Genomic DNA, 13466 nt, shown 5'->3' with positions numbered 1-13466 from the left:
TACAACTCTTTGCCGCAAATCCAAAGAATGAGTCGGCATTCCTTTCTCTCCTTCCTCTTGAATACCTGTACCCTATTTTAAATTAAAAGGCTGTATCTTTTTTGGAGTTACCTATGTCTAAGCTGGACTCAAAAAATGCACCTGGACACCAGGTACTGGCTGCGGCAGGTAAAAAGGCACTTCGACCGGGGGGCTTTGGCGCTACCGAACGGCTCTTCAAGTTTGCCGAGTTCCGTCGAGGAGAAACTGTGCTGGAACTTGCCTCAGGCCTTGGCTACACGGCTATTCGATTGGCAAAGCGCTATGGCATACATGTTACCGGCATTGAGAAAAATCCAGATAACATTGCTCGCACTCGCGCTAATGTTTCTGCAGCAGGGCTAGCCGGCCAAGTTGAGATCCTCGAGGGCGATATCTTTCACCTAGATCAAATCGATCAGAAATTTGACTATGTCTTGGCGGAAGCTATTTTAACAATGCAGTCCGATGCAGGAAAATCTAAGATTTTGTCAGGGATTTACAATTGTCTCAAGCCAGGGGGTAAGTTCCTCAGCCATGAGCTGCGAGTTGAGGGATCCAACAGCGACGCTATCCGCAAGGAGTTATCCTCCGTAATCCATGTCAATGCCAATCCTTTATCTACTGACAGCTGGCTTGCAACTGTTCAGCAAGCAAATCTTACGGTTGTCCAGTATGCCACCGGCCCCTTAACTTTGCTCAATCCCGTTGCTATTGCTACAGAGGAAGGATTGCCGACGCTCTTAACTATGGTGTGGAATGTGCTTACACGTCCTGTAATCCGGCAGCGGATCTTATCTATGAAGCAAATCTTTAGCCGATATCGAAATAACCTAGGCTACATCATACTGATTGCCAAGAAGGAGGCTTAATGATGTCTCTTGTCTCCCCTGAGTCACCTTTTTTGCAGCTCAAAGATCACATTGCTTATTCTGTGGAAGGAGTTCTCAGCAAGATCATTTGGAAAAGTGAAGTCTGCCAACATACTCTTTTCTGTATGGCGGGAGGCACAAGTATTTCCGAGCATACCTCCACAAGGGACGCTACTCTCCACGTCATTGAAGGAACTGGAGTCTTAACCCTTGCAGGTGAGAAGATCTCTCTATCTCCGGGCATATTTGTCTTAATTTCGGCAAATGTTCCCCATGAGTTAGAAGCCACTGCTGACCTTGCTTTTGTTCTGACTTTATCAAAGGCAAGTTAAGAACGCCGCCTTTTACTCAGCCAGCCGCTTAACATCGCCAAAGCAAACATTCCCAGCAAAGCAAAGCCCAGCAGCCACCTTCCCTGCTCTAGGATCCCTGCCCCCAGAGCCACTACTGGGGGTGTAGAGACGGCAATGCCCAAAGCTAGGGCGAGAAGAAAGTTCTGCCATTTTATTTGGGTTAGGCCGGCGGCGTAGGCGACAAAGTCGAATAGGCCCGTCATTAAAAAACCAGCTGTAAGAAAAATATTGTTTTCCAGATAGTTAGCTGAAAGGGCATCGACTTTGTACATCCATTGTCGCCCAACTACTCGCTGTACTAGGTCTCTACCAAACTTTCTGGCTAGGTAGAAGTTAAGTGTACAAGAGATAAAATCAGCAATTGCAATGTAAAGGATTCCCGATCCAAATCCAAAGAGGGCTCCTGCCAAGATGGAGTAAAGGGTGCTGGGTATGGCAGGAATAATAATACTCAGGGAGCGTAATCCAATCAGGGCAAGGGGTGCCCAGGGGCCTAGTTTTGCTATAAATTCTCGAGTTGCCTCTGGATCTAAGCGACGGGCCAGCAAGATGGCAGCTAACAGGACAACAAGCAACAACAGCAGTGAGAGGATGTCTTTCCTTTTTCTGGAATTGATTTTGCTGCTAGAGGACAAATCCTCTGAGGGGGTAGGGGACGATCCTACTGACTCGCCATCTGCTGACTTGTCAAAGGTAGTGCCGGGCGGATAATAGAGTTCATCCTTCAGGATCCAACCTGTTTTCTGTTGCAGATAGGCATGTGTGCTCAAGCCCAGACGCTTTGCCTCGGTGGCAACAGCCTTGTAGTCTAAGCCCAATAGCTCGCAGAGCTCTTTTTGTCGAATACCAGAAGGTGGCTGCATAGGGCAAAAGATCTCTACTTTCTCTGCTAGATGCTTAAGGTTTCCGAGGGATGCTCGAAGTAGGCATGATTTTCATAAGGCTTGTTTTGCTAGTGTAGAAGGTGTCATGTATTTTGCTTTTTAGAGGTTGATAATGATCTTGTGTATTGGCGATGTTCTTAGTTTAGCAGAATTGCAACAGATTCTGTCCCTCATAGCCGATGCTGAATTTGTGGATGGTGCTCTGACGGCAGGCTGGAATGCCAGGCTTGTCAAAAACAATAGGCAAATGCCAAAGGGATCCCTTCAGCAACGGAAGATAGAGGAGATTATCTTGGCAGCTCTAGAGCGTAATTTGTTGTTCCAGATGGCTGCCCGGCCCAAGCTCATTCATTCCATTTTAATTAGCTGCTACGAAGCGGGAATGTCCTATGGCACTCATACCGACGATGCGCTGATGCTCGATCGGCATCAGCTGATGCGCACGGATATTTCCTTTACGCTATTTCTAAGTGCCCCTGAAGACTATGATGGCGGTGAGCTGAAGATCGAGAGTAGCGAGGGGGAGCAAGCCTACAAGCTGCCGGCGGGTGCTTTGATCCTCTATCCTGCTTCCACCTTGCACCGAGTTGAGCCTGTAACCCGTGGGATCCGCTATGCTGCCGTCAGTTGGGTTCAAAGCCTAATTAGGGATCCGCAAGAACGCGAGATCCTCTTTGATTTACAGACTGTGCGGCAGCAGATGTTTCAGGAATCGGGCAAGACACGCCACTTTGATTTGATCTCCAAAGTTTACGCGAACCTGCTGCGGAAATGGGCAGAGCTCTAGAGGGATCGAAGAAAATAGAGCAGGGCTTCTCTGTCTTCAGCAGCCATATTTTTAAAGATCTCGCGGGAGCGTTCAGCTTCTCCCCCATGCCAGAGAATGGCCTCCTCGAGGCTGCGGGCGCGGCCATCGTGCAAATAGCCGGAGGAGGGCAGAACTGTCTGCGACAAGCCGATGCCCCACAAAGGGGGGGTGCGCCATTCTCGGCCCGTGGCCTCGAAGTCAGCGCGGCCATCTGCTAGTCCTTCGCCCATGTCATGCAACAGCAAATCGGTGTAGGGGTGGATGACTTGGTTGGCCAGGGCAGGGATCTCATGAATGCCGGTTTGTAGCTCTGGTCGGTGACACTTGGCGCATTGGGCTTGGACGAAGAGCTTTTCCCCTCGCTGAACTTGGGGATCCTGCCAAAGGGCGCGGCCAGGCACGGCCAGGGTTTGCACGTAAACGGTTGTCGCTTGGAGAGTGGCCTCGTCGATATCTTGGCTGCCATCCGCGGCCGGAAAAAGAGGATTCGTGACACCCATGTCGTTGGCGTAGGCGGCCGCAGTTTGTTGCCTGAGGTTGGGGGTATTGGCTTTCCAACCAAACCGTCCCAGCACCAGACGCTGCTGCTCTTGATCCCAAACCAAGTTGGGGCGGCCAGAGATGCCATCCCCATCGGCGTCGTCAGGATCGGCTGCTGCCAGGATCCTAGAAGCGGGAACGGCCTCCAGTAGGCCCGCTCCAAACACCGGCTGGGGGATCCGCAGGGAGATGAGGACAGGATCGATGGGCGATCCCTCCAGAGTTAACAGCTTTACAACAGGAGAACGCAGCCTGTAGGGAGTTCCGTCGGCGTACTCTCTGGTCTGCTCTACCCAGTGCAACTCCACCTTGGCCTCTGGCCGATAGCCCCGAACGGCCTTTTCTTGAACCTGCGTGCCGATGCCGGCCACAGGGGGAGTGTTGCTATGAGGAGCAATGGCCTCCCATCCAAAAGGCTGGGGATCCCCGCTTCTATCCAGGGATCCAACCTGGCTGACTCTGACGACCCGCTGCCCCTTGTCAGGAAAACCTCGGCCGTTTTTAACATGACAACCGGCGCAGGAGTTGTTGTTGAACAGAGGCCCAAGGCCGGGGTTAACAGGCGCCGGAGCGGTGACGAAGCGAGCCTCAAAGGCGATGTCCCCCAGGGCATGCAACCTGGCCCAGCGGGGATCCAAGTTGGGAGCCGGCTGCTCGTAGGCTGTTGAGGTGCGGTTCCAAAGGGTTGTTTCGCCACCCGCTCGAGGGGGCAATGGCTGGGATCCCTCTGGGGCAGCGGGGAAAGCCAGAAAGCTCGCCGCCCAAAGAGAGGCCAATCCCAGCATGAAAATCTGGAGAAGACGACGCATCGGCTATCAAAATATCGGCAACTCAGCTCTTTTGGGACTTTCTTACTACTGCAGGAGCGGCACAACTTCCTGAGCAAAGCTGTCGAAAGCGTCTTCAATTTTTTCCATAGCGGCAGTAATAGATCCACGGGCATTGGCATCGCAAAGGCTTTTTTCGATAGGGGCAGGGATCCCCTGGAGAGCCGCCGCCGCTGCTTGTAACTCCGACTGAATTTGACTATCCAAATTGGGATTGATGTCCCGGACAAATTGGCTCAGGCCACGACCTTTTCTATCTCTAAATCCGCCCAAGTAAGCATACTGAACGCTGCGCACATTGGCCTGGAACTCCGGCAGCGAATGGTGGGCAAAGCGACTTTCCAGCAGAAAAGGATTTTGCTGGGCGAAGGCTTCGCCAATTTTGACCTTGCCCAGCTCGTCCAACATGCCGAGAATACCTTGGGCTATTTCTTCAGCAGCAGCTTGCAGCGTGAGATAACTCTTGCTGCCCTCGCCGGCTTTTACCCATTCTTCGCGAAAAGCAGGCAGCCCTTGCACTCCCTCTGTCCAGCTTTTGAGCAGCTTTGCCGCCGTATCCGCCAAAACTGGGCCAAGGGCAGCCAAGTACTCCCGATCCCGCTCGGTAAAGTCTTGCAAAGACTTGTTGTTATCCACGCCAAAGAGCAAGAAGGCCACGGCATGAAATCCCTTTTGCCCGCTTTCCAACTCGGCCACGGTCTCTGGAGTGAGGGGATCGCCGCTGTTGAGAACTTCCAGCACCTCCACCTCGTTCAGGGGCCATTCGTCCAAATCCGCATCCAGCCCCAAATAAGCCGCCGGCCCAAAGGCAAAAGCCTCGCTCTCCTCCCAAGTGATGCGGGCAACAGACCAAGCCTGGCGAGCCGCTTGCAAAGTCTGGGCATTGGGATCTTGCACGAAGGCCTGGATGGCCTGAGACAGGGCCTGGGTATCGGCGACCAACTGCTCATAGGCAGGGATCACCACCTGATCGGCAAAGTCGAGCAAAATCTGCCGATCCTGAAACCGCTGCTCAGGAGAGAGCACAACGGCTGGCCGGCGAGAGCCTGCCCCTTCTTCCCCACCCTCGCCGCCGCCATCCACCGGGATAGGCCGACACTCCGGGTTCATTTGAGCTGCCTGCTGAGGCGAAGCCTGGCTCAGGGCCGGTGGATCCCCGCCGCCCGCAGCCGAGGGATCCTTTTGGGTTTCCCCGCAAGCGGCCCCGCTGACCAGAACATAAAGCCCTATCCCCGTCCACAGCTTCAGATACCTCGACATCTCCTCCGACTCCTTTGCCCTCGACTTGGCCAACTTTGGCTTGATTGTAATCCAGCTATTGCGACTCAATCTTAAGAAGGGAGAGATTTTTATCACCGGCTGCCACCGGATCGCCCGGCTTGTCCCTCTGCGGGCCAGCTTCCATCTGCAGCTTCCCCAGGTGGGGCTATGGGCGGATACAAGTCCGACTCTTAACAAAACTTAACTCTAAAGACATTGATATTTGTTTGCAAGAAGCCTAGAGTAGGTCACAGCTCGCTGTTGAGATTTACTCTCAACAGTTGGTTACGTGTCTCGAAAGGATGTGTCCGTGCGGCCAGAGGCGGGCCTGGGGCAAGGTCTCTGGCCTTTTCCTAGAAAAGCTTGTTTAGAAACGCAAGAGGAGCGGAGATGACAGCGACGACACTCAAGCAAGAAGGGGGATCTAGCTCGCAACAACAGATCCCGTGGTGGGCGGGCAACGCCCGTTTGACCGATCTTTCTGGCCGGCTGCTGGGGGCGCATGTGGCCCATGCCGGGCTGATCGTTCTCTGGGCAGGGGCGATGACCCTGATCGAGTTGGCCAAGTTTGACCCCAGCCGACCGATGTATGAGCAGGGGCTGATTCTCTTGCCCCACCTGGCCAGCTTGGGGCTGGGGGTGGGATCCGGCGGGGAAGTCCTGGATACGGATATCTACTTTGCGGTGGGAGCGATCCACCTCATCAGCTCTGCCTTTTTGGGGTTTGGCGGCATTTTTCATGCCCTGCGCGGGCCGGCGGTGCTGGATCCCAAAGCCTTTCCCCTGTTTAGCTACGACTGGCAAGACAAAAACAAGATGACCACCATCCTAGGGATCCACCTGGTGCTGCTGGGATTGGGAGCCTGGCTTTTGGTGCTCAAGGCAGTGGTGTTTGGCGGCTTGTTCGACCCGGTGGCAGGAGAGGTGCGCCTGGTGTCTCCCAACTGGAACCCCTTTGGCCACCTGTTGGGCATAGAAGGGCGCCACTGGATCGCCGGGGTGGACACTTTAGAAGACGTGGTGGGCGGCCACCTCTGGCTGGGCTTGCTCCTGGTGTCAGGTGGGGTTTGGCATATCGCGACCAAGCCTTTTGCCTGGGCAGAACGGATTTTTATCTGGTCTGGGGAAGCTTATCTTTCCTACAGCTTGGGAGCTTTGGCCTTGATGGGATTTATTGCCGCCTATTTCGTTGCCGTTAACCCAGTGGTCTATCCCGAAGTTTTCTATGGGCCGCTGCTGCAGGTGGGCTTGGATCGCTATCCCTTCTTTGAGCAAGGGGGAGCTCTCACATCTAGGGTTTGGCTGGCCAATGCCCATTTTTGGCTGGCCTTTTTCTTCCTTCAGGGCCACCTGTTCCATGCCCTGAAAGCGCGAGGGTTCAATTTCCGTACCGGCAGAGTAGAACTTGCAGCGCAGCAGGCCTAACGGCAATCTAGCCATCTGATTTTGAGCTTTGCACTTGCAGTTTCGAGGTAGGAGCAATGGCAAAAGTAGGTCTATTTTTCGGCACTCAAACCGGAAATACCGAGAGAGCCGCTGAGATGATCCAAAAAGAGCTGGGCGAAGACAATGTAGATTTGATCAACATTGCCGAGGCCACGGTTGAGGACTTTGATAGGTACGACTACTTAATCATCGACTGTCCAACTTGGAATATCGGGGAGCTGCAGGCCGATTGGAATGGGTTTTTCCCCTATTTGGATGAAATCGATTTTTCCGGTAAGACGGTAGCCTATTTTGGAGTTGGGGATCAGTTGGGCTATCCCGACAACTTTCAAGATGCCATGGGGATCCTGGCCCAAAAAATTGCCGAGCGTGGCGGCAAAAATGTCGGCTCCTGGCCTACAGAAGGCTACGAGTTCAACGAGTCTAAGGGAGTGGTTGACGGTGAGTTTGTCGGCCTTGCTCTGGACGAAGATAACCAACCAGAGCTGACGGAAAAACGAATTAAAGAGTGGACGGCTAAACTAAAAACGCTCTTCAATCTGTAATTCAAACCCGGCTTCTTAACTTGTCATTGATACTGTGGGAGTTTGTCATGACCGGCGCAGTTCTATCTTCATCGCCTACTTCTGCTGAGGGATCCCCTCAGGTCAGTTGGTTGGCAGGGAATGCTCGTTTGCTCAACCTATCCGGAAAGCTGCTGGGGGCCCACGTGGCCCATGCGGGGCTGATCATGCTGTGGGCCGGCGGCATGACCTTGTTCGAGGTGGCCCACTGGGATCCAAATCAACCTATGTACAGCCAGGGGCTGATTTTGTTGCCCCATCTGGCCAGCTTGGGCATCGGCGTCAACGCAGAAGGGGTGGTTACGGATCCCTATCCCTTTTTTGTCGTGGGCGTTCTGCACCTAATTGCCTCGGCAGTGCTGGGGGCAGGAGGGATCTTCCATGCCCTTTTGGGACCAGAGGTGCTGAGCAAGGGGAAAACCTTTGCCGAGTTTTTCGGCTACGACTGGGAAGATGACGACAAGATGACCACCATCCTCGGCATCCACCTGCTGCTGCTGGGGCTGGGTGCATGGCTGCTGGTGGCCAAGGCTCTCTTTTGGGGAGGGCTGTACGATGCCAACCTGGGCCGCGTGCGGATCGTTGCGGATCCCACCCTCAATCCGCTGCGGATCTTCGCCTACTTGACGCCGCTGATGGGTCAGCAGGGCATGGCCGCCGTGGACAACCTGGAAGACCTGGTGGGGGGACACATCTACGTGGGCCTGCTCTGCGTGCTGGGGGGATGGTGGCACATAGCCACGCGCCCCTTTGCCTGGGCCAAGCAAGTCTTGATCTACTCGGGCGAAGCCTACCTCTCCTACAGCCTGGGGGCCCTGGCTTACATGGGCATCTTGGCGGCCTATTTTGTCAGCGTCAATGAGATCGCCTACCCTGCGGCTTTTTACGGGCCGCTGGGGCTGGCCGCTGACGAAAGGGGAATTGTAAGCAGCCGTACCTGGTTGGCTACAGCCCACTTTGTCTTGGGGATCCTGTTTTTGGCGGGGCACATCTGGCATGCCATCCGGGCGCGGGCGGCGGCCAGCGGCTTTGACTTCCAGCGCGGGGGCTGGGTGCGAGCCACAGATCCCCAGGTGGGCAACTTGGACACGCCGGTAAACCAGGGCGATCTCACCCTGCTGCTGCTGCAAAACCTGCCCATCTACCGGGAGGGCTTGTCGCCTTTCCTGCGCGGTTTGGAGATCGGCATGGCCCATGGGTACTTCCTGGTGGGGCCGTTTTACAAGTTGAGTCCGCTGCGGAATTCGGAGCAAGCCCTGACGGCAGGTACGCTGGCGGCCATTGGTCTGGTGCTGATCCTAACGGTTTGTCTTTCGATCTATGGACGAGTCTCTTTTCCGCGCTCGCGGCTGGTGGCGGTGGTGAACACCCCCTATGGAGAGGTGGCCTATCCGACGCCGGGAGTGCAACTGATGGCGGAATCGCAGGGATCCCCTCAGCCGGTGCGAGTACCGGCAGGATCGGAGGACTTGCCCGAAAACTTGCGCACCCGTGCCGGCTGGAGCCAGTTGGCGGGAGGGTTTCTGGTGGGCGGCGTTGGCGGTGCCCTGTTTGCCTACATGCTCCTGAACAGTGCGGACGTGTTGGCCCAGATTTTGCCTGGGCTGTGAATGAGGTTTGAGGCTCCCTGGTTCGGGGATCTGCAGAAAGGAGAGGGGTATTGTCCCCTCTCCTCTATCCAGATCGGCTCGGATCCTTTGGGCCGCATTTTCCAATGGCAATTGCACTGTTCACAATTGCATGGTTCAACCGCACTTTGCCGGTTGGTTTCTGGCTACTGGACTTTGTAGATCTTTTGTTTGGCTAGCAGCCTTGATGGTTTTAACAGTCGAGATGGAATAGCGAATATGAGTTTAAGCTCCGCTTCTGCGCTCGCTTTTGAGGCCCTGTATCTGGGCATTTCTCCCAGTCTCAAGCTCTTTGATCAGCCTTTATTAGGATCCCTGGGGAAATGCTTTCGGATAGCCTACTGGGAGTACCACCAAACCCAGGATGAGCCTTGTAGCCTGGAGACTGTAATCACGCTGCTATACGAATATCTCAAAGCTTGGGATCGACCCGTTCATCTTATCGGCCACGGCTTGAGCGGGGTGGCCGCTTATCTTTTTGCCTGCCGTTACCCACAGCGGGTACAGTCTCTGACCTTGCTGGCCGTGGGAGGTTGGCCTGCTACCACTTGGCATGCCCATTTCTATGTGCAGCGAAAAATCTTTTGCTGGAGTCGGGAACAACTCTTGGTGCGTATAGCCCAGAGCCTTCTACCTACTTCAGAACAGTGGCGAGCACGCTCACTCTCCTATGCTCTGGCTAAAGATTTGGATACTTCTCCCATACCTCACTCCCTATTTCAGGTGATAGCGATTCCAGCCCAGAAAGTGTCGGTGCCGATGTTGGTTTGCGCCAGCAAGGATGACCCCATTGTGGATCCTGCTTCGCTCGAGAAGTGGAGAAACCACCTAAAGCCAGGGGATCAAATGTGGTTTTGCCCTGGGGGGCGACACTTTTTTCATTATTCTTTTCCAAGTTTGGTCAATCTGAAAATAATGGATTTTTGGCAGGAATTGCGTAAACTTCAGCCCAGCATGGCTTAGGGCGGCTGGACTTTCGCGGGATGATAGAATGGCTACTCATCCAAACAGCAGAGGAGCTCCGTTTGCAGCTAGGGCGAAGCAGCCCAGGTGGAGCCCCTGACAACAGGAAAACGGGCAGGGGTGGAATGAGGCCATTGAGCTCCCGGTAAAATTGATAGAATAGGGCAAGCCCCCAACTTGGATAGGGAATGGGCTTGACCGCGGAATCCGCGACTATGTTCGACAAGCTGCTCTTTCCCATCGACAACTCGCGTGAGACCAGCCACGCCTTGCCCTTGGTGGCAGACATAGCGCAGCGCTACAAAAGTCAGGTGTACTTGCTCTCTGTACTGGATGCCGCGGAGCTGGACGCGGAGAGGGCGGAACAAGCTCGGCAAAACATCCACAACCTGCTCAAGCAAACGGAGTCTGGCCTGCATCAAATCGGCCTCAACAGCGTCAAGAGTGAGTATCGAGAGGGAAAGGTGCCTTTTGTCATCTGTGATGTGGCAGACGAGCTGGAGATTAGCCTAATTGTAATGGGATCCCGCGGCCTCACCCTCTCCGGAGAGGGGCAGAATAACTCTGTCAGCCACCGCGTGATCGATCTTGCCCCCTGCCCGGTGTTGGTCGTGCCCTGAGGAGAGGGATCCCATTGACCAAAAGGCGCGGCAAGCCCCGTCCTTCAGGGCAGGGAAGGATAGCGCCGACCGTAGCCGACGCCCTTTAAAAACGCAGTGCCGGCCATGTGAATATCGTTGTCATCACGCATAGGCCAAGAATACGATTGAGCGGTGCAACGACTTCAAGCCTTCAAGTACGAATTGCTGCCCAACGGCCAGCAGGAACGGCAGATGCTCCTGGGAAGAACGTCCGCGCCAAGTCAGCGTTAAACAAAGCCATTCTCGACCAGGGGTGGTATGAGTTCCGCTGCATGCTGGAGTACAAGCTGGCCTGGAAAGGTGGCAGGCTCATTGTCGTGCCGCCGCAGAACCCGAGCCGCACCTGTCCATGTTGCGGCCATGTTTCATCAGACAACCGCCGGACCCAAGCCTGGTTCGAGTGCGTGGCGTGCGGCTATGAGAATAACGCCGATCGCAGCAGCGGGCCGGAGGCCTTTCGCGGCAGCGGGCCGGAGGCCTTTCTGGTCGGTGCCATCAACATCCTTGCTTGCGGGATACAGCTGTTGCGAGACGAAGGGCAGGACACGGCCGACGCTGCGGTCGGGATGCGGGTGGGTGAACCACCCGTGTCAGCCCGGATGGCCTGTGGATCGAACTGCACGGGCGGTCGGAAGCAGGAACCCGCCGAGACGACTGCGCAAGGAGCCATCCATGCGTAGCGTGGTAGGAATCTCCGGCCTTCAGGCCGGGGAGGATGTCAATGCTTGTTTCCCGTACTGCTCAGCCACAGCCTCTGGCCGTTCCTGGAACGCACTACGCGCCCACCAGTAGCAAGCGCACCGTCTTGGCATGTAGCTGGCGCTGCTTTCTGACCGCTATCTTGGAGGTCTGAAACTTGAGCAGCAAGACAATAAACCAAGACCAAGACAATAAACAATGTCAAATAATGTCAAAGAAAATGTCAAAGAATAAATGTCAAAGTTGTCCACCCAGAACCTGGCCGCCTTGGCGCTCATCCCGCAAGTCTTGAATGGGCCAACGCAAACAATGACTGCCACTTTCTGGTTTGGTACGGGACTGCCTTCGCCCAATCTGGTAGAGAAGGCAAGATGTGGTGAGTAGCTACTTGCATCCAGGTGGACGCTCGCCTTCTAAAGACTTCAGAAAATCTAGGGTGCGGTTATAAACAAACCGAGCTGTTCCCAACCACTGCTGCAGCGTCTATCGCTGTTGTGCTGTCGGATACATCTCGTCCCCCAATCTTTTTGCCGGCGCCGGAGATGGAAACTTGCCGGTTGTCTCACCGCCATTTGGAATGGCCAACTGCAAGCCCAAAATCTGGGGGCGCGCAGGGAGGCCGAGACCTCCCTGCTTGTATACTTCTCTTGCGGCTGAGCTGAGCTCGAGGCCAAGCATGATCCCACCGCAAACTGCTATTCCCCAAGGGGCTGAGATCCTCTGCATCGGCACAGAATTGCTTTTGGGAGAGATCACCAATACCAATGCCCAGTACTTGGCAGCCGAGTTGGCGCAACTGGGGATCCCCCACTATTACCAAACGGTGGTGGGGGATAACGAGGCCCGCATTCACCACGCGCTGGAGGTGGCCTGTGGTCGTTCCAGCTTGATTCTGATCACCGGGGGTTTGGGGCCGACGCCGGACGATCTCACCCATGAGGCGCTGGCTTCCTTTTTTGGGGCGGAGATGGTGGAGCACCCCCAAGTGTGGGAAGAGATCCTGCAAAAGTACGGGCAGCGGGGCCTTGTGCCCTCGCCGAGCAATCGCAAGCAGGCTTTTCTGCCCCGGGGAGCGAGGGTGTTGCCCAACCCGCTTGGCAGCGCCTGTGGCCTCATCTGGCAGCCCCGGCCCGACCTGCACATTCTCACCTTCCCTGGGGTGCCGCGGGAGATGCAACACATGTGGCGGGAGACCGCCGTGCCTTATCTGCGCTCCATCGGCTGGGGAAAAGAGGTGTTCTACAGCCGGGTACTGCGCTATTGGGGCATTCCCGAATCGACGCTGGCCGAACGGCTGGGATCCCTGTTGGCGGGGGAAAACCCTACGGTGGCTCCCTACGCCAGCCAGGGGGAGGTACGCCTGCGGGTTACCGGACGTGCTCCCAGTCGTGAAGAGGCCCAAGCCTTGATCGCCCCGGTGGTGGAGCAGATTTTACAGATTTCTGGAGAAGACTACTTCGGCAGCGATGACGCCACCTTGGCCGGTGTGGTGGGGGAGCTGTTGCTGCAACGGGGTCAAACTCTGGCGGTGGCAGAATCCTGCACCGGCGGGCTGCTGGGGCAGTTGGTGACCGGGATCCCGGGCAGCTCCCGCTATTTTGTGGGGGGGATCGTGGCCTACGACAACCGCATCAAGGAGCAGCTTTTACAGGTGAATCCGGAAACCCTGCGACAGCACGGGGCCGTGAGCGAGGCGGTGGCCGCCCAAATGGCGCTGGGGGCCAAGCAAGTCCTGGGCTCCAACTGGGCCTTGAGCATCACCGGCATTGCCGGGCCAGAGGGAGGCACCGCCACCAAGCCAGTCGGTCTTGTGTATCTGGGTTTGGCGGATCCGCAAGGGAAGGTGGAAGTACACGAGTACCGGTTTGGCAGCCTGCGCGGCAGAGAGGGGGTGCGTTGGTGGAGCGCCCAGACGGCTCTGGATCGCTTGCGGCGGCGCTTGCTCTGCTACCCCCTTTAGGGGG

General features: G+C 55.7%; 13 protein-coding genes and 1 pseudogene. 10 read left to right on the top strand and 4 right to left on the bottom strand.

All coding sequences use genetic code 11. The features are described 5' to 3' along the window. Positions 1-113 precede the first annotated feature (113 nt). Together ACVWXE_RS10395 and ACVWXE_RS10390 are read left to right on the top strand one after the other, a co-directional pair. Positions 114-890, top strand: a complete 777-nt coding sequence (locus ACVWXE_RS10395) for an SAM-dependent methyltransferase (protein ID WP_414358094.1) — start codon at positions 114-116, stop codon at positions 888-890. Continuing rightward, the gene (locus ACVWXE_RS10390) at positions 890-1222 is read left to right on the top strand and encodes a cupin domain-containing protein (protein WP_011433845.1); all 333 of its coding nucleotides are present in this window, start codon (positions 890-892) and stop codon (positions 1220-1222) included. The genes ACVWXE_RS10395 and ACVWXE_RS10390 overlap by 1 nt, the downstream gene beginning before the upstream one ends. On the opposite strand, the gene ACVWXE_RS10385 is transcribed toward ACVWXE_RS10390, so the two are convergent. Continuing rightward, complete coding sequence (locus tag ACVWXE_RS10385; RefSeq protein ID WP_228375352.1) at positions 1219-2106, bottom strand: TVP38/TMEM64 family protein; 888 nt, start codon at positions 2104-2106, stop codon at positions 1219-1221. The two genes, ACVWXE_RS10390 and ACVWXE_RS10385, sit on opposite strands and share 4 nt — an antisense overlap. A 133-nt stretch (positions 2107-2239) precedes the next feature. On the opposite strand from ACVWXE_RS10385, the gene ACVWXE_RS10380 reads away from it, so the two are divergent. Further along, complete coding sequence (locus tag ACVWXE_RS10380) at positions 2240-2914, top strand: Fe2+-dependent dioxygenase (protein ID WP_011431398.1); 675 nt, start codon at positions 2240-2242, stop codon at positions 2912-2914. Here ACVWXE_RS10380 and ACVWXE_RS10375 read toward each other — a convergent pair. Then, positions 2911-4284 carry a di-heme oxidoreductase family protein gene (locus ACVWXE_RS10375; RefSeq protein ID WP_011433844.1) on the bottom strand — a complete coding sequence of 458 codons (1374 nt, stop codon included), beginning with the start codon at positions 4282-4284 and terminating at the stop codon, positions 2911-2913. The two genes, ACVWXE_RS10380 and ACVWXE_RS10375, sit on opposite strands and share 4 nt — an antisense overlap. Before the next feature lie 45 nt (positions 4285-4329). Next, positions 4330-5562: an imelysin family protein gene (locus ACVWXE_RS10370; RefSeq protein ID WP_011433843.1), complete on the bottom strand. Its 1233-nt coding sequence runs from the start codon at positions 5560-5562 to the stop codon at positions 4330-4332. A 390-nt stretch (positions 5563-5952) separates the two neighbouring features. On the opposite strand from ACVWXE_RS10370, the gene ACVWXE_RS10365 reads away from it, so the two are divergent. The 6 genes and pseudogenes from ACVWXE_RS10365 to ACVWXE_RS10340 form a co-directional block, all read left to right on the top strand. Beyond that, positions 5953-6987, top strand: a complete 1035-nt coding sequence (locus ACVWXE_RS10365) for a chlorophyll a/b binding light-harvesting protein (protein WP_099812753.1) — start codon at positions 5953-5955, stop codon at positions 6985-6987. 56 nt (positions 6988-7043) lie between these two features. Further along, positions 7044-7553 carry a flavodoxin FldA gene (gene fldA / locus ACVWXE_RS10360; protein ID WP_457490259.1) on the top strand — a complete coding sequence of 170 codons (510 nt, stop codon included), beginning with the start codon at positions 7044-7046 and terminating at the stop codon, positions 7551-7553. A gap of 47 nt (positions 7554-7600) precedes the next feature. After that, positions 7601-9181: a chlorophyll a/b binding light-harvesting protein gene (locus tag ACVWXE_RS10355; protein WP_414374509.1), complete on the top strand. Its 1581-nt coding sequence runs from the start codon at positions 7601-7603 to the stop codon at positions 9179-9181. Between the two features lie 189 nt (positions 9182-9370). Further along, positions 9371-10162: an alpha/beta fold hydrolase gene (locus ACVWXE_RS10350; protein WP_414374510.1), complete on the top strand. Its 792-nt coding sequence runs from the start codon at positions 9371-9373 to the stop codon at positions 10160-10162. Between the two features lie 215 nt (positions 10163-10377). After that, the gene (locus ACVWXE_RS10345; RefSeq protein WP_414357691.1) at positions 10378-10782 is read left to right on the top strand and encodes a universal stress protein; all 405 of its coding nucleotides are present in this window, start codon (positions 10378-10380) and stop codon (positions 10780-10782) included. A gap of 170 nt (positions 10783-10952) precedes the next feature. Next, positions 10953-11483, top strand: a pseudogene (locus tag ACVWXE_RS10340) (RNA-guided endonuclease InsQ/TnpB family protein); the annotation flags it as partial. 403 nt (positions 11484-11886) lie between these two features. Here ACVWXE_RS10340 and ACVWXE_RS10335 read toward each other — a convergent pair. Further along, on the bottom strand, positions 11887-11982 hold the full coding sequence (locus ACVWXE_RS10335; RefSeq protein ID WP_457490260.1) for a helix-turn-helix domain-containing protein: 96 nt from the start codon (positions 11980-11982) through the stop codon (positions 11887-11889). 196 nt (positions 11983-12178) lie between these two features. Between ACVWXE_RS10335 and ACVWXE_RS10330 the strand changes: the two genes are divergently transcribed. Next, positions 12179-13462, top strand: coding sequence for a competence/damage-inducible protein A (locus ACVWXE_RS10330; protein WP_414331859.1), 1284 nt, complete (start codon positions 12179-12181; stop codon positions 13460-13462). Positions 13463-13466 lie beyond the last annotated feature (4 nt).

This window comes from Thermostichus sp. MS-CIW-41 (assembly GCF_054058915.1).
The sequence above is the reverse complement of the archived record's forward strand: the minus strand, read 5'-3'. Positions and strand labels throughout refer to the sequence as shown.